The sequence below is a fragment of the Amycolatopsis vastitatis genome, assembly GCF_002234595.1.
GTDB lineage: Bacteria > Actinomycetota > Actinomycetes > Mycobacteriales > Pseudonocardiaceae > Amycolatopsis > Amycolatopsis vastitatis.
Genome location: NZ_NMUL01000022.1, coordinates 61,588 through 76,348, shown reverse-complemented (window position 1 = coordinate 76,348; position 14,761 = coordinate 61,588). Strand labels below are relative to the sequence as shown.

The 14,761-nt window shown below is 71.5% G+C and carries 17 protein-coding genes; 5 read left to right on the top strand and 12 right to left on the bottom strand.

Annotated features, from left to right (window positions below; all coding sequences use genetic code 11):
* Positions 1-25: 25 nt before the first annotated feature.
* Both CF165_RS22470 and CF165_RS22465 read right to left on the bottom strand, forming a co-directional pair.
* Positions 26-1,234, bottom strand: a complete 1,209-nt coding sequence (locus CF165_RS22470) for an MFS transporter (RefSeq protein ID WP_093949586.1) — start codon at positions 1,232-1,234, stop codon at positions 26-28.
* 76 nt (positions 1,235-1,310) lie between these two features.
* Positions 1,311-2,306: a LacI family DNA-binding transcriptional regulator gene (locus CF165_RS22465; protein ID WP_093949515.1), complete on the bottom strand. Its 996-nt coding sequence runs from the start codon at positions 2,304-2,306 to the stop codon at positions 1,311-1,313.
* A gap of 142 nt (positions 2,307-2,448) precedes the next feature.
* Between CF165_RS22465 and CF165_RS22460 the strand changes: the two genes are divergently transcribed.
* From CF165_RS22460 to CF165_RS22450, 3 genes are read left to right on the top strand one after another with little or no spacing between them, the layout of a single operon-like run.
* The gene (locus tag CF165_RS22460) at positions 2,449-4,110 is read left to right on the top strand and encodes a peptide-N4-asparagine amidase (protein ID WP_093949514.1); all 1,662 of its coding nucleotides are present in this window, start codon (positions 2,449-2,451) and stop codon (positions 4,108-4,110) included.
* A gap of 10 nt (positions 4,111-4,120) precedes the next feature.
* Entirely contained in the window at positions 4,121-4,768 is a 648-nt protein-coding gene (locus tag CF165_RS22455; protein ID WP_167441542.1) for a class I SAM-dependent DNA methyltransferase, read from the top strand.
* Between the two features lie 53 nt (positions 4,769-4,821).
* Entirely contained in the window at positions 4,822-6,099 is a 1,278-nt protein-coding gene (locus tag CF165_RS22450; protein ID WP_167441541.1) for a cytochrome P450, read from the top strand.
* Between the two features lie 5 nt (positions 6,100-6,104).
* Here CF165_RS22450 and CF165_RS22445 read toward each other — a convergent pair whose 3' ends face one another.
* The 3 genes from CF165_RS22445 to CF165_RS22435 form a co-directional block, all read right to left on the bottom strand.
* Positions 6,105-7,061 (bottom strand): DUF1152 domain-containing protein, encoded by a 957-nt coding sequence (locus tag CF165_RS22445; protein ID WP_167441540.1) that lies wholly within the window; start codon positions 7,059-7,061, stop codon positions 6,105-6,107.
* A gap of 45 nt (positions 7,062-7,106) precedes the next feature.
* Positions 7,107-7,733 carry an alpha-ketoglutarate-dependent dioxygenase AlkB gene (locus CF165_RS22440; protein ID WP_093949511.1) on the bottom strand — a complete coding sequence of 209 codons (627 nt, stop codon included), beginning with the start codon at positions 7,731-7,733 and terminating at the stop codon, positions 7,107-7,109.
* A 71-nt stretch (positions 7,734-7,804) separates the two neighbouring features.
* Positions 7,805-8,380, bottom strand: coding sequence for a dihydrofolate reductase family protein (locus CF165_RS22435; RefSeq protein ID WP_093949510.1), 576 nt, complete (start codon positions 8,378-8,380; stop codon positions 7,805-7,807).
* Positions 8,381-8,621: 241 nt separating this feature from the next.
* On the opposite strand from CF165_RS22435, the gene CF165_RS22430 reads away from it, so the two are divergent.
* Positions 8,622-9,200, top strand: a complete 579-nt coding sequence (locus tag CF165_RS22430; protein ID WP_167441543.1) for a polysaccharide lyase family 7 protein — start codon at positions 8,622-8,624, stop codon at positions 9,198-9,200.
* Positions 9,201-9,221: 21 nt separating this feature from the next.
* Here the strand turns inward: CF165_RS22430 and CF165_RS52750 are convergent, their stop codons facing one another.
* From CF165_RS52750 to CF165_RS22405, 5 genes are read right to left on the bottom strand one after another with little or no spacing between them, the layout of a single operon-like run.
* A complete protein-coding gene (locus CF165_RS52750; protein ID WP_093949508.1) occupies positions 9,222-10,448 on the bottom strand; it encodes a GNAT family N-acetyltransferase in 1,227 nt (408 codons plus the stop codon).
* Complete coding sequence (locus tag CF165_RS22420; protein ID WP_093949507.1) at positions 10,445-10,777, bottom strand: ArsR/SmtB family transcription factor; 333 nt, start codon at positions 10,775-10,777, stop codon at positions 10,445-10,447. Before CF165_RS22420 ends, CF165_RS52750 begins: the two co-directional genes overlap by 4 nt.
* A gap of 49 nt (positions 10,778-10,826) precedes the next feature.
* Positions 10,827-11,234, bottom strand: a complete 408-nt coding sequence (locus tag CF165_RS22415; protein ID WP_093949506.1) for an arsenate reductase ArsC — start codon at positions 11,232-11,234, stop codon at positions 10,827-10,829.
* Positions 11,231-12,304, bottom strand: a complete 1,074-nt coding sequence (gene arsB, locus CF165_RS22410) for an ACR3 family arsenite efflux transporter (RefSeq protein ID WP_093949505.1) — start codon at positions 12,302-12,304, stop codon at positions 11,231-11,233. The genes CF165_RS22415 and arsB overlap by 4 nt, the downstream gene beginning before the upstream one ends.
* On the bottom strand, positions 12,301-12,663 hold the full coding sequence (locus tag CF165_RS22405) for an ArsR/SmtB family transcription factor (RefSeq protein WP_093949504.1): 363 nt from the start codon (positions 12,661-12,663) through the stop codon (positions 12,301-12,303). Before CF165_RS22405 ends, arsB begins: the two co-directional genes overlap by 4 nt.
* Positions 12,664-12,745: 82 nt before the next feature.
* Here CF165_RS22405 and CF165_RS22400 point away from each other — a divergent pair, with 82 nt between their 5' ends.
* The gene (locus CF165_RS22400; RefSeq protein WP_093949503.1) at positions 12,746-13,213 is read left to right on the top strand and encodes an ArsI/CadI family heavy metal resistance metalloenzyme; all 468 of its coding nucleotides are present in this window, start codon (positions 12,746-12,748) and stop codon (positions 13,211-13,213) included.
* Positions 13,214-13,228: 15 nt separating this feature from the next.
* On the opposite strand, the gene CF165_RS22395 is transcribed toward CF165_RS22400, so the two are convergent.
* Both CF165_RS22395 and CF165_RS22390 read right to left on the bottom strand, forming a co-directional pair.
* Positions 13,229-13,750, bottom strand: a complete 522-nt coding sequence (locus CF165_RS22395; RefSeq protein WP_338023427.1) for a DinB family protein — start codon at positions 13,748-13,750, stop codon at positions 13,229-13,231.
* Between the two features lie 70 nt (positions 13,751-13,820).
* A complete protein-coding gene (locus CF165_RS22390; RefSeq protein ID WP_093949502.1) occupies positions 13,821-14,759 on the bottom strand; it encodes an RluA family pseudouridine synthase in 939 nt (312 codons plus the stop codon).
* Between the last annotated feature and the right edge of the window lie 2 nt (positions 14,760-14,761).

Genomic DNA, 14,761 nt, shown 5'->3' with positions numbered 1-14,761 from the left:
CCCCGACCCGGCACACCGCCCGGCTTCAGGCTTGCGCCGCCGCCAGCTCGGTGCGGCGGAAGGCGGCGGGGGAGAGGGTGAACCAGACGAGCACGGCGCTCACCGCCTGGATCGCCGCGGCGACCACCCAGACGCCGCGCAGGCTCCAGTGCGCCGCGACCAGGCCGCCGGTCAGCGCGCCCAGCGGGGTCAGTCCCCAGGCCAGCGCCCGGTGGCCGGTGAGCACCCGGCCCAGCAGCGGTGCCGGGGTGAAGCGCTGGCGGCTGGACTGCGAGCAGACGTTCCAGATCAGCACCGTCGCCGTCAAGGACATCAGCACGACGGCGACCAGCGGCGGCCACGGCGGGACGACGGCGATCAGCAGCTGCGCCACCACTCCGAAGCTCTGCGCGAACCGCATCGACCACGAATAGCCGAGCCGGTCCACCACCTTCTGCACCACGAACGACGACGCGACCCACCCGATCGCGAGGCAGGCGAGCAGCAGGCCGTACCCGACCGGGCCGACGTGCAGGACCTGCGTCGCGTAGAGCACGAACATCGAGTTGCCGGCACTCGCGGCGAACGAGCCGAGGGCGACGTTGATCGTGATGGACCGCAGCAGCGGCGTCTTCACGAGGTGCCGCAGCCCGGCGGAGAGGTCGCGCAGCGGATGGGTCGTCGTGGCGACGGTCCTCGACTCGGACGGGATGCGCCGCGCGAGGAGCAGCGCGGCCAGCGCGCACGCGGCGGCCAGCCAGGCGGGCACCCCGGCCCCGACGGCGAGGAGGAACCCGGTCAGCGGCGGCACGACGAACTGGACGACGCCCCGGTCGATCACGGTGAGCCGCGCGTTGGCGTGCGCCAGGCGCTCCGGTTCGACCAGCTCAGGCACGAGCGCGCCGCTGGCGCCGTCCCCGAGCACCTGCGCCGAGGTGACGACGAAGGCGACGACGACCAGCACGGGCAGGCTGAGCACGTGAGCGGACGCGGCGGCGGCGAGCACCACGGCCGCCCCGATCTGCACGGCATAGGCCCAGGCCAGCACGGCGGTCCGCCGCACGCGGTCGATGAGCACACCGGCGAACAGGGACAGCAGCAGCCAAGGCGCCTGCCCGGCGATGTTGAGCAGCGAGATCTCGCGCGGATCGGTGGTGACGGACACCGCGAGCAGCGGGAGGGCCGCGAGCATCAGGCCTTCGGCGGACGAACCGGACACCGCCACGGCCTGCAGCCGCACCCATCTGCTGGTCATGATCGCCAGCATGCCGGGGAAACCGGTGAACCCCAAACGGTTTAGCGTGGCTCGGCCGGGTCTCGCCGGCGGTGGTTCAGCGGCGCAGCCGGGTCGATTCGCGGACGACGAGTTCCGGCGTGAACACCACGGCCTGGTGCTCCACCGTCGTGTCGGCCGTCTCCGCCAGGAGGAGTTCCGCGGCCGTGCGGCCGAGGCGGCGGGCCGGCTGGCGGACCGACGTCAGCGGGACCGCCGCGGCGGCCGCGAACTCGATGTCGTCGTAGCCGACGATCGCCATCTCCTCCGGCACCCGGACGCCAGCGCCGACCATCGCCTGCAGCACGCCCAGTGCCAGCAGGTCGTTCGCGCAGAACACCGCCGTCGGGCGGGGGCTCGTGCCCAGCAGGCGGGCGCCCGCGTCGCGGCCGGACGCGACGTCCAGGTTCGTCGCCTCCAGGACCGCCAGCTCCACCGCCGAGCCCGCGAGCGCGGTGCGGACGCCCTGCTCGCGGTCGCGGCACTGCGCGAGGACGGTGGGGCCGTTGACGAACGCGATCCGGCCGTGGCCGGTTTCCCGCAGGTGCCGGGCCGCGAGGGCGCCGCCCGCGACGTCGTCCACCGCCACCGAGCTCGCCTCCGACGCCGGTGCCTTGCGGTCGACGAAGACGTACGGCGTGCCGCTGCGCCGGAACGCGCGCAGGGCCTCACCGGACGTCGCGACGGGGCTCAGCAGCACCCCGCGGACCCGCTGCTCGGCGAACATGGCCAGGTACGACGCCTCCAGGTCGGACCGCTGGCCGCTGTTGCCGGTGATGACGTTGAGCCCCTCGGCGTGCGCGGCCTGCTCGACTCCGCGGGCGACGTCGACGAAGAACGGGTTGCCGAGGTCGAGCACCAGCAGCCCCAGGACACGGCTGCGGCCCGCGCGCAGCTGCCGGGCCGACTCGTCGCGGACGTAGCCCAGCTCCTCGATCACCGACAGCACCCGGGTGCGGGTGGCCGCCGCGACCACGTGCGGCCGGTTGACCACATTGGACACCGTGCCGATCGAGACGCCGGCCCGCTTCGCGACGTCCTTGATGCCGACCAATGCAACCCCTCTACCTGAGAAGGCGCGAGCTTATCACGATCTGAAACGTTTCAGACGCGACGGGACACGGATTACCGACGTTGGTCGGACGATCACGCCGCTAGGCTCCGAGCGGGTGTGCCTGCCACTGGGAGGAGTCCGGGTGCGGATCTTCACGATCGTCCTGTCGCTGGTGCTGACGTGGGTGCTCTCCGGGGCGGTCGCGTCGGCTTCGCCGGTCGTCGAAGGGGACACCGACGATCCCGTGACCGCCGCGCCGGCGGTGACGCGGCCGGACACCCCGCACTGCACCGTCACGCTCGCCGACGCCTTCCGCTCCAACGCCGCCGACGGCAGCCCGCGGTTCTACGAGGGCACGCTCACGCCGCCGAAGGCCTGCCCCGGCCCGTGGGCGAAGGTCGTCATGGACCAGACCGTGACCGTCAGCGGGCGCCAGTACGACCGGATCGGCGACCTGCGGATCGGCGGCACCGAAGTGTGGTGGGGCACCACCGAGGAGCCCAGCGGCGAGGGCCGGCGCCCGATCACCTACCACTTCGACAAGGACCTCACGCCGTACGCCGCGCTGCTGCGCGCGCCGCAGCCCTTCCACGGCGGCATCGAGAACTACAACTCCGCCGTCTACACCGGCGTGTACGCCCAGACCGTGACGCTCACCTACTACCAGGCCGACCGGAAGCACCCGGCGGCCGTCAGCCCGGACCACGTCGCCGGGTTCGGGCACGCCGACGCCACCCCCGCGGCGCCCACCGTGCACTTCACCGCGAAGGACCTGCCGCGCAACATCACCCGCGCCTACCTCGAGGTCACGCTCGAAGGGCACGCCTGCGACGAACAGTGGTTCGACGACGTCCCCGACGAAGTGGCCGCGAAGTACCCGGCCGCCGGGCTCTGCGGGAAGGGGCCCTACCGCGAGGCGAACTTCGCGATCGACGGGGCTCCGGCCGGCAGCGCGTTCACCTTCCCGCACATCTACTCCGGCGGGATCGTGCCGCAGCTGTGGCGGCCGATCGTGGCGATCGACACCTTCAGCCTGCACGCCGAAACCTACGACGTCACGCCGTTCGCGGGCCGTCTCGTCGACGGCGGGACTCACGACATTTCCTTCTCCTTCCCGGACATCGGCGGCGAATTCACCGTCGTCCCGACCCTACTGCTCTACACCGACAAAAACGCCGCGCGGACGTCCGGTGCGCTGACCCAGGACGACGTCGCCGCCGCGCCCGAGCGCCGGACGGCCACGAAGGACATCGACGGCGGCGTGAACGTGACGGTCACCGCGAAACGCCGCGACGTCACCGCGGGCTACGTCGACACCTCCGCCGGCCGCGTCTTCACGCGTGTCGAGCGCACCCGCGACTACCGCAACAGCGACGACGTCACCGGCGGCGGCTTCACCCAGCACGTCGTGCAGGGGGACGCCGGGCAGCAGACGTCGGTGTCCACTGTGGATGGCCACGTGCGGTCGGCGGCCCGGCACACCTGGTCCTACCCGCTGACCACCGACGCCACCGCGAACATCACCGACGACCAGAACCTGCGGATCTCCGGCTCGGCCGAGATGACCAAGAGCCTCGGCGACTTCACCGGCGACGGCCGGAACTGGCGGCCGGCGCGCGCGTCGCGGGAGTGGCTGAGCTCCTCCGGTGTCCTGGCCCGCACCAACGGCGTCAACACCGAAGCCGACGGCCGGTCGAAGACGCTGTACACCGGCCCGGACGACCTCGGCCGGCCCTACTTCCACTACGTCGCCAGCGAGCACGGGCTGATCACCGAGAACCACATTGTCGGTGGTCGCGGATAAGGTCCGGCTCGTGACCGAACCCGCCTTCGTGACCGAGACCCGGACCGCCTACGACACCGTCGCCGACGCCTACGCCGAGCAGCATCAGGATGTGCTGGACGCCATCCCGTGGGACCGGGCGGTGCTGGGCACCTTCGCCGAGCTGGTCGGCGGGAGCGGCCCGGTCGGTGATCTCGGCTGCGGTCCGGGACGGCTGACCGGGCACCTGGCCTCGCTCGGGCTGGACGTCTTCGGTGTCGACCTTTCGCCCGGCATGGTCGACGTCGCCCGGCGGGCCCATCCGGGTCTGCGGTTCGAGGTCGGTTCGCTGGCCGCCCTCGATCTCGAAGACGGCAGCCTGGCGGGTGCGCTGGCCTGGTACTCGCTGATCCACACGCCGCCGGAGCGGCTGGCGCCGGTGGTGGCGGAACTGGCGCGGGTGCTGGCGCCGGGCGGGCGGCTGCTGACGGCGTTCCAGGTCGGCGACGAGCGCCGCCGCGTCACCAACGGCTACGGCCACGACGTCGCCTTCGACGCTTACCGGCTGCAGCCGGACTTCGTCGCCGAGCTGTGCGTCGCCGCCGGCCTGGTGATCGAAGCCCGGTTGGTCCGCGAACCCATGCCGTCACTGTCGGAGAAGACGCCGCAGGCCTATCTGCTGGCCCGCAAGCCGGCGTGAACCCGGTCTCGCCGCCCATCACCCGATCGGGCTAGTGCGGTACTGTCGGATCCATGGGGAGTCTCCGCTCACGGGTCCTGGGCTGGGTCGGCCGACGATACCTCGCCCGGCAGACGAAACAGGGCTTCGACCTCGAAAAGATGTCGTCCTTCCTGCCCGATTCGGCGCTGCTGCCGCTGAAGCGGGACGGCCTCGACCCGGTCGCGGAGATCGGCGAGCGCCGGGCCACCGCCCCGATCGGCAAGCTCGACCTGCCGTTCGGGATGAACGCCTGGCTGGTCACCGGGTACGACGAGGCGAAGGCCGTGCTCGGCAAGGTGACGGAGTTCTCGAGCGACTTCACCAACCTCGTGGGCAACGCCGGCGTGACCGCCGACCAGAACCCCGGCGGCCTCGGCTTCGCGGACCCGCCGGTGCACACGCGGTTGCGGAAGCTGCTCACCCCGGAGTTCACCATGCGCCGGCTCAACCGGCTGGCGCCGCGCATCGACGAGATCGTGGCGGCGCAGCTCGACGCGATGGCCGCGGCCGACGGCCCGGTCGACCTCTGGCAGGCGTTCGCGCTGCCGATCCCGTCGCTGACCATCTGCGAGCTGCTCGGCGTGTCCTATGAGGACCGCGAGGACTTCCAGCGCCTCAGCACCGCGCGCTTCGACCTCTTCGGCGGCGCCGGCGCCTCGCTGGGCGCGATGTCGGAGTCGCTGACCTACCTGCTCGACATCGTCAAGAAGCAGCGCGAAGCCCCCGGCGACGGCCTGCTCGGCATGCTGATCAAGGAACACGGCGACGAGATCGACGACCGCGAGCTGGCCGGCCTGGCCGACGGCGTGCTCACCGGCGGCCTGGAGACCACGGCGAGCATGCTCGCGCTCGGTGCGCTGGTGCTGCTGCGCGACGAGAAGGCGGTCGAAGCCGTCCGCGGCGACGACGAGTCCGTGCACCGCTTCGTCGAGGAGCTGCTGCGCTACCTGACCGTCGTGCAGATGGCGTTCCCGCGGTTCGCCAAGCAGGACATGGAGATCGGCGGGGTGCACATCGCCGAGGGCGACATCGTGCTGGTTTCCCTGTCGGCCGCCGACCGCGACCCGAAACTGGGCCCGGACATGGAGAAGTTCGACGCCGCCCGCGAGCCGACGTCGCACCTGGCGTTCAGCTACGGCATCCACCGCTGCATCGGCGCCGAGCTGGCCCGGATGGAGCTGCGCACGGCGTACCCGGCGCTCGTCCGCCGCTTCCCGAACCTGCGGCTCGCGGTACCGGAAGAGGACCTCTCGTTCCGCAAGGTGTCCATCGTGTACGGCCTCGACGCGCTGCCGGTCCTGGTCGACTGAGGAGATCAGTGCGGGATGTGCCGCCACGGCCGCCGCTCGACGCGGTCCCGGTGCGCTTCGATGACCAGGGCGACGTCCATCGCGGTGCTCGTCCCGGCGAGCTCGCCGAGGTAGCCGACTCCGGCGGCGAGGATCGCCAGGTCGGCGGCGAAGTAGACGCCCATCAGCGGGTTCACGAACAGTTCGCTGCCCGCGGTGCGCGTGGTGCCGTGCACGTCCCCGAACTCGCCCCGCAGCGCGGCGGCGATCTGCCCCTGGACGATGCTCGGGCGGTCCGGGGTCGCCCGCTGCGCGTCCGCGACGGCGTCGAGATAGGCCGCCGCCTCCGGTGAGGCCGACGGGATCGACAGCGCGCCCAGGTACCCGCCCGCCCGGTCGAGGGCGGCCAGGTTCTCCAGCACGTGGGCGTGGCAGACGCCGTGGAAGGCGTCGATGCCGAAGCCGAGGCTGACGACCAGGCGGTCCACCCCCTCGAGCGCGGCCACCGCGGCGAGGCTCGCCATGTCCTCTTCGGGGGTGCCGAGCCCGGACTCGTCCCCGCGCAGCAGGATGTCCGTGCCGCCGTCGACGAGCACGACGGTGTCGACGGCCAGGTCCGCGACGAGGTTCTCGTACGCTTCGCGCAGCGGCCGCACGCCGGTGCGGGGGAAGGCGTGCACGGCAGGCGGCCACCCCCGGCTTTCCAGCCACCGCGCGAGGGTGCGCTCCGGGAAGTACGCGTCGTCGCCCGCGCTGCCGGGCCGCACCCGGGCGACGCCCGGGGCGGCCCAGTCGTCGAGGTCGAGCCGGTTCAGGTCGCTGAACGCCAGGTTCGCCAGGTGCACTTCCTTGCCCTGCGCGCGCAGGGCCGCCGCCAGCGGGATCCCGGCGTAGACGTCGAACCCGCCGCCCGCGCCGGCGACGAGCACGCGGCGCGCGGGCCGCAGGCGGGTGAACAACGGCGGTTCGGCGAGAGTGTGCACCCGGTCATCGTACGGGGATCTTCGATACTCCACTGTGGACAGTGCTCAGCGGACGCCGCGGGGCCGGAACTGGATGCTGATCCGCGGGCCCGCCGCCCGGTTCGTCTTGGGGACGGCGTGTTCCCACGTGCGCTGGCACGAGCCGCCCATCACGATGAGGTCGCCGTGGCCGAGCGCGTAGCGGTGCGCCTCGCCGCCACCACGGGGACGCAGGGCGAGCTGGCGGGCGGCGCCGACCGAGACGATCGCGACCATCGTGTCCTCGGTGCTGCCGCGGCCGATCGTGTCGCCGTGCCAGGCGACGCTGTCGCGGCCGTCGCGGTAGTAGCAGAGGCCCGCGGTGCGGAACGGCTCACCGAGCTCCTCGGCGTAGTGCGCGCTCAGTGCGGCGCGCGCCTCGGCCAGCACGGGGTGGGGAAGCGGTTCCGCCTCGCGGTAGAAGCACAGCAGCCGGGGGACGTCGACCAGCCGGTCGTACATCCGGCGCCGCTCCGCCTGCCACGGGACGCCGGTGACGAGGTCGGTGAACACCTCGTCGGCGCCGTCGAGCCAGCCGGGCTGCACGTCGATCCACGCGCCGGAGCCGAGCTCGGTCCGGCGCGGCCTCAGCGCGTGCAGCGTGACGGGGCCGGACTCGCCGAACAGCGATGCCTGCAGTGCCGGGGTCGTCATGGGTCCGACCGTACACGATGTTCGAACAGATGTTCTACGTGAAACATGGCGAACGGCCGGACCGGCGCCGGTCAGCGCACGACGTCGTAGATGAGCTTCTGGATCCCGTTGCCGTAGGAGGCGCTCTCGATGAGCTTCAGGCTCTGCTTGTCCTTGTCGGTGTCGCTGAACAGCCGCTTGCCGGCGCCGAGCAGGACGGGGAAGACCAGCAGGTGGTAGCGGTCGATCAGGCCCGCGTCGGCCAGGGCGCGGTTCAGGGTGGCGCTGCCGTTGACGATGATCGGCCCGCCCTCGGTCTCCTTGAGCGCGGCGACGTCGTCCAGGGAGCGGAGGATGGTGGTCTCGCCCCAGTTGTCCACCAGGTCCTTCTCTTCGAGGGTCCTCGACACGACGTACTTCGGCATCGCGTTGTAGCCGGCGAACTCCACGGTCATGCCCGGCCAGACCGGCGCGAACGCCTCGTAGCTGACGCGGCCCAGCATCAGCGCCGTGGCTTCCTCCTGCTCGGTGCCCTTGATCTCGTAGGCGGCCGGGTCGAACTCGATGTCCTGGAAGGTCCAGCCCGCGTTGCGGTAGCCCGGCTCGCCGCCGGGGGCTTCGACGACGCCGTCGAGCGAGACGAACGAGGTGGAGATCAGGGTGCGCATGCGGTGCTCCTCGGTGATCGTGATCTGCCTTCGAGAGTCTGTCGAACGGGCGTCGCCGGATTCGACACCCTCCCGCGGAAAACTTCCGACGCACTGCGCGTGCGGAAAGTGGGTCTTGTCCGTGGCCGTCCGGGCTCGTACAGTCACTCTCACGTCGGACAAAGGTCTGGACCTCTTGTCCCGCTACCGCCGCCTCGAGTGACACAGGAGGTTGACGGTGCGCAGACTTCGCGGTGCGGGCGTGCTCGCGGCGGTCGTGACGGGGCTGGCGGTCTTCACCCCGACAGCGGACGCCCAGGTCGGGACCGGTCCGTGGATCTCGGACTCGCCGGGCTACTCGGAGCAGCAGCGGGGATGTGGTCACATCTCCGGGCTGACCTTCCAGCTCACCTGCTCCACCGGCAGTGGTGACCAGCGCGCGGAACGCCGCTACACCACCTACAGCGGTGGCACCCACCAGTTCGAAGGCTCCTTCAAGATCACCAGCATGGGCGGCTCCCGGATCAGCCTGAAGCAGACGTTCCGGGACGGCTCGAGCGCCGGGCCGTTCTTCCTGCTGGCGGTGGAGAAGGGCGGCCGCCTCTACGCCGTCCACGGCGGGGAGACGATCGCCACCGGCGCGACCGTGGGCACGAGCGTCCGGGTCAACACGATCAACCAGGTGGGCAGCACGCACAAGGTGTACATCAACGGTTCGCAGAAGGACTCGGTGTCCAGTCCGGGCGGCAGCTACTACGACAAGTTCGGCAGCTACCGCACCGCGAGCGGCAAGGGGCCGATCACGGTGGAGTGGAGCGGGGTCAAGTTCTGGCACAAGTGACGCCGCGGCGGCGTCCCCGGGTCACGCCGGGGGCGCCGCTGGGTCGGCGCCGACGACCGAGCTGCGGCGTTCGATCATGACCACGTCACGCCACCGGCCGTGATGCCGTCCGACCCGCTCACGGATGCCGACCTCGCGGAAGCCGGCCCGGCGGTGGAGTGCTCTGCTCGCGGTGTTTTCGGGGAAGATGCCGCTCTGGATCGTCCAGATGCCCGCGTGTTCGGTCGAGGTGACGAGCCCGGACAGCAGGGCGTTACCGACACCCTGGCCGCGGGCGTCGGGATGGACGTACACGCTGTGCTCGACGACTCCGGCGTAGACGCAGCGCGAGGACACGGCGGTGACTGCGGTCCAGCCGAGCACGTCTCCGGCGGCGCCGACGGCCACGAGCCGGTGTTCCGGCAGGTGGGCAGCGTCCCAGGTGGCCCAGTCGGGAGCGGTGGTTTCGAAACTGGCCTGCCCGGTGTCGAGCCCGGCTTGGTAGACGGCCAGGACCTGCCCGGCGTGCGCGGCCGTCATCGGGACGACGCCGGGCGGTCTGGTGGCCCGGATGATCGCCGAGTGCAGCTTGTCGCCGACCTCGTGGGTCAGCCTCACGTCGACGGCGGCGAACCCGGCCTCGCGCAGCAGCGTCCGGTAAACCTCGGCGGTGAGCGCACCGCTGAGGCATTCGACGGTGCGAGCCGCGCGTTCGGCGTCGGTGAGCGTGTCGCCGGCCAGGATGTCGGTGATGCCCAGGCGGCCGCCGGGGCGCAGGACGCGGGCGATCTCGGCGAACACGGCCGGTTTGTCCGGGGACATCGCGATGACGCAGTTGGAGATGACGACGTCGACCGAGGCGTCCGGCAGCGGAATCCGTTCGATGGTGCCGTGGACGAACTCGGCGTTCGTGATGCCGGCCTGCTCGGCGTGGCGGCGGGCGAGGCTGAGCATGTCGTCGGTCATGTCCAGGCCGATGGCGCGGCCTCGGGGCCCGACCCGGCGGGCCGAGAGCAGGACGTCGAGCCCGCCGCCGGAGCCGAGGTCCAGCACGGTCTCGCCGGGGCGCAGCTCCGCGACGGCAAGCGGGTTGCCGCACCCGAGGCTGGTCGCGGTCACCTCGGCAGGGACCTCTTCACCGGCGTAGTGGACGGCCCCGAGGCGCTCGGCGTCCCCGGCTCCGGTGAGCAGGCCGGTTCCCTCGCCGGCGAGAGCCCGGCGGGCGGCGGTGGCGTAGCGGTCCCGGACGGCGTCGCGGTCGGCGTTCATCGGGCGGTCTCGCAGGTGACGGCGGCGAAGGGCAGGACTCCGCGGCCCATGACGACGTCGGCGGCGGTCGGGAAGCAGGACACGCAGCGCTGGTTGACCTGGTAGAGGCGGGACGTGCCGCGTGGCTCGGCGAGCACGAACCGCGCTTCGGTGAGGATCTTCAGGTGGGCGGACACGGTGGACTGCCCGACGTCGACCCGTTCGACGATCTGGCCGACCGTCATCGGGGCTCCGGTGGAGGCCAGCAGGTTGAGGATCTGGACCCGCGTGGGGTCGGCCAGCGCGCGGAACCAGCCCGCGTAGGTTTCGGCAGTGTGGCGATCGAGCACTACGGCTCCCTTCATCGTCCATCGACGATAAACGATGAAGAGGGAAGCCTCAAGAGGTGACGGGGGCCAGGTCGGCGAGCAGGTCGCGGACGCGGCGGTCGATCTCGTCGCGGATCGGGCGGACCAGCTCGACGGGGCGGCCGGCGGGGTCGTCGAGCTGCCAGTCGAGGTAGCGCTTGCCGGGGAAGACCGGGCAGGCGTCGCCGCAGCCCATGGTGATCACGACGTCGGCGGCTTCGACCGCGTCGGTGGTCAGGCGCCGGGGGAAGTTCCGGGAGACGTCGATCCCGAGCTCGGCCATCACCGCGACGACGGCCGGGTTGACCTCGCTCGCCGGGGCGGAGCCGGCGGAGCGGACGGTGACGCGGCCGGCGGCGTGGTGGTCCAGCAGCGCCGCGGCCATCTGGGACCGTCCGGCGTTGTGGACACAGACGAACAGGACTTCGGGGGTGTTCACGGGGTGACCTCCACGGGAGCCGGGGTGAAACGGCGGCGCAGCGCCAGCGATACGTACACGAGCGCGACGAGCACGGGGACTTCGATCAACGGCCCGACGACCCCGGCCAGCGCCTGCCCGCTGGTCGCGCCGAACGTGGCGACGGCCACGGCGATGGCGAGCTCGAAGTTGTTGCCCGCCGCGGTGAACGCCAGTGTCGTGGTGCGCTCGTACGACAGGCCGACCGCTTTGCCGAAGGCGAACGACCCGGCCCACATCAGTCCGAAGTAGACCAGCAGCGGCACCGCGATCCGGAGCACGTCCAGCGGCCGGGCGGTGATCCGATCGCCCTGCAGGGCGAAGAGCACCACGATGGTGAACAGCAGCCCGTACAGCGCGGCCGGGCCGATCTTCGGCAGGAACTCCGACTCGTACCAGGCGCGGCCCTTGGCGCGTTCGCCGAGCCGGCGGGTCAGGTAGCCGGCGATCAGCGGGATGCCGAGGAAGATCAGCACGTTCCCGGCGATCCGCCAGCCGGACACCGTGAGGCCGGCTTGCGGGAGGCCGAGCCACCCGGGCAGGACCGACAAGTAGAACCAGCCCAGCAGGCCGAACGCGAGCACCTGGAACACCGAGTTCAGCGCCACCAGCACGGCGGCGGCTTCCCGGTCGCCGCAGGCGAGGTCGTTCCAGATGATCACCATCGCGATGCAGCGGGCCAGCCCGACGATGATCAGCCCGGTCCGGTACTCCGGCAGGTCGGGCAGCAGCAGCCAGGCCAGGCCGAACATCAGCGCCGGGCCGGCCAGCCAGTTCAGCACCAGCGACGGCCACAGCAGCCGCCGATCGGAGGTGACGCCGCCGAGCCGGTCGTAGCGGACCTTCGCCAGGACCGGGTACATCATGACCAGCAGCCCGAGTGCGATCGGCAGCGAGATCCCGCCGGCCCGCACCGCGGACAACGCGGTGTTCAGGCCGGGGACCCACCGGCCGGCGAGCAGGCCGGCGACCATCGCGGCCGCGATCCACGCGGGCAGGAACCGATCCAGGGTGGACAGCTTGCCGACCACCCCGGCGCGCCTGCCGGTCACGCCGGAACCGGGGTGCCGCCGGGGACGAGAACAGCCGACAGCCGGGCCAGCACCTCGGGGTGGACGCGGTAGTACACCCAGGTGCCGCGCCGCTCGCCGGTGATCAGCCCGGACTCGCGCAGGACCTTCAGGTGGTGGGAGATGGTCGGGCCGGTCAGGTCGAACGCGTCGGTGAGGTCGCAGACGCACGCCTCGCCGCCGGCGTGCGAGGCGATCAGCGACAGCAGCCGCAGGCGTACCGGGTCGGCCATCGCCTTGAACAGCTTGGCCAGTTCGGCGGCCTGGTCCTCGCGCAACGGTTCACGGGCGAGCGGGGAGCAGCAGGCGTCCATCGCGACGATCGGCAGCTGTTTCGGCATGCGTCTATCTTGACAGACTTCTAAGTAGAGGGCAATCTAAGCCGGTCACTGTTTCGACAAACGTCTATTCAAGGAGGACGGCATGTCACGCGTACAGCTCGCCTTGCGGGTCGGGGACCTCGAAGGCTCGATCGACTTCTATTCGAAGCTGTTCGGCGCGGAGCCGGCCAAGCTCCGGCCCGGCTACGCCAACTTCGCCATCGCCGACCCCGCGCTCAAGCTCGTGCTGCTCGAGGGCGAGCCGGGGCAGGCGACGGTCATGGACCATCTCGGCGTCGAGGTCGAGTCCACCGACCAGGTCGGCGAAGCAGGCAAGCGCCTCGCGGGCGCGGGGCTGGAGACAGCGACCGAGGACGACACGACCTGCTGCTACGCCGTGCAGGACAAGGTATGGGTGCACGGCCCCGGCCAGGAGCCCTGGGAGGTCTACACCGTCAAGGCGGACTCCGGGACGTTCGGCGGCAGTGCCACTCCAGCCGCCTGCTGCACGCCGGACGCCGAAACCGGCGAGGTCGACAAAGCCACCCAGCCCGAAGGTTGTTGTTCCTGACCCGCGGTCCCGCGTTCAGCCTCGGGGCAGGGTCAGCTGGTCGCGGTGGAAGGCGAAGTGCCGGGTCGGGAACCGGTACACGTCGGCCAGGGTCATGTAGTCGCGGAAGAACGGGTCCCACCGGGTCGGGTAGTGCATGCCGCGGGCGAGTTCGCCGTCGGTCTCCCGGTCCAGGCGACGGTGCAGGGCCGCGATCGTCCGGTCGAACAACGCCGCCATCCAGCGCCTCGGCAGCAGCGTGCCGCCGAGCCAGGAGCCGGCGAAGTTGACCGCGTCGAACGGCGCCGTTCCCGCGTTCAGCAACCGTGCGTACCCGCGGCTCACCCCGTCGGGCAAGCGGTCGAACATCCGCACCAGCCAGGACAACGCGCGGATGATCAGGTAGCCGAGAAGCATGTGGAACAGCAGCTGGCGGTTGTTCCACCGCGTGCCCGCGGTCGGCCGCCGCAGGTCGCTTCCGCTGGCCCCGCCGAGCAGCTCGTGGAAGCTCTGGCGCGCCTGTTCCATCTCGTCGTGAACCGCCGCTTTGTCCACCATCGCAGTGTCCGCCCCTCCTGCTGAGAAGGCCAGCAGGGCGGGTCCTGCCGGACGCGGCGGTGTCCCCGGTTCACCCCGGGGGCGCCGCCCAGGCTTCCGGATCGTCCCAGGCGGACAGCTTCAGCCCGCTCGCGAACCGGCGGTGCGCCCCGGTCAGCGGGTCGTCGAAATCGAGGACCTTCGCCAGCAGCTGCAACGGTTTCGTGAAGTCGCCGAGGGGCTTCTCGCGCAGCACCGGGTAGAAGTCGTCGCCGAGGATCGGGATGCCGAGGCGGCTCAGGTGCACCCGCAGCTGGTGCGTCCGGCCGGTCGACGGCACCAGCCGGTAACGCCCCAGCCCGTCGCGGTGCTCCAGCAGGTCGACGTAGGTCTCGGCGTTCGGCTCGCCCGGCACCTCCTGCGCGGCCAGCACCCCGCGGTCCTTGACGATCCGGCTCCGGACGGTCCGCGGGAGCGCGAGCGCCGGGTCGTACGGGGCGATCGCCTCGTACTCCTTGTGCACCTTGCGGTCGCGGAACAGCGTCTGGTACTTCCCGCGCAGCTCGGGCGTGATCACGAACATCACCAGTCCCGCGGTGACGCGGTCGAGCCGGTGCGCGGGAGACAGGTGCGGCAGGCCGAGGTCGCGCCGCAGCCGCACGAGCGCCGTCTCGAGGATGTGCTGCCCGCGCGGGATGGTGGCCAGGAAGTGCGGCTTGTCGGCGACCAGCAGGTGCTCGTCGCGGTGCACGACGTCGATGCCGAACGGCACCGGCACCTCGTCCGGCAGGTCGCGGTGGAACCAGATGAACGAGCCGGGCGCATACGGCGTGTCGACGCCGAGCGGGCCGTCGACGCCGTGGATGCGCTCCTCGCGCAGCATCTGTTCGATGCGGTCCGGCGCCACCCGGGGCAGCCGGTCGACGAGGTGTGCGAGCAGAGTCGGCCACTCGCCCTCGGCGGGCAGCTTGAGGCGGGCGGGCTCCAGCCCGTGGCGGGGTGGGATCGGCGGCCGGAGCTTGCGTCTCATCG

Excerpts from the sequence above, each read along its gene's own strand:
- CF165_RS22405 (WP_093949504.1), bottom strand. The coding sequence starts at position 12,663 with ATGCCGAAACAGCTGCCGATCGTCGCGATGGACGCCTGCTGCTCCCCG.
- CF165_RS22470 (WP_093949586.1), bottom strand. The coding sequence starts at position 1,234 with ATGACCAGCAGATGGGTGCGGCTGCAGGCCGTGGCGGTGTCCGGTTCG.
- CF165_RS22395 (WP_338023427.1), bottom strand. The coding sequence starts at position 13,750 with ATGGTGGACAAAGCGGCGGTTCACGACGAGATGGAACAGGCGCGCCAG.
- CF165_RS52750 (WP_093949508.1), bottom strand. The coding sequence starts at position 10,448 with ATGAACGCCGACCGCGACGCCGTCCGGGACCGCTACGCCACCGCCGCC.
- CF165_RS22400 (WP_093949503.1), top strand. The coding sequence starts at position 12,746 with ATGTCACGCGTACAGCTCGCCTTGCGGGTCGGGGACCTCGAAGGCTCG.
- CF165_RS22450 (WP_167441541.1), top strand. The coding sequence starts at position 4,822 with ATGGGGAGTCTCCGCTCACGGGTCCTGGGCTGGGTCGGCCGACGATAC.
- CF165_RS22435 (WP_093949510.1), bottom strand. The coding sequence starts at position 8,380 with ATGCGCACCCTGATCTCCACCTCGTTCGTCTCGCTCGACGGCGTCGTC.
- CF165_RS22440 (WP_093949511.1), bottom strand. The coding sequence starts at position 7,733 with ATGACGACCCCGGCACTGCAGGCATCGCTGTTCGGCGAGTCCGGCCCC.
- CF165_RS22390 (WP_093949502.1), bottom strand. The coding sequence starts at position 14,759 with ATGAGACGCAAGCTCCGGCCGCCGATCCCACCCCGCCACGGGCTGGAG.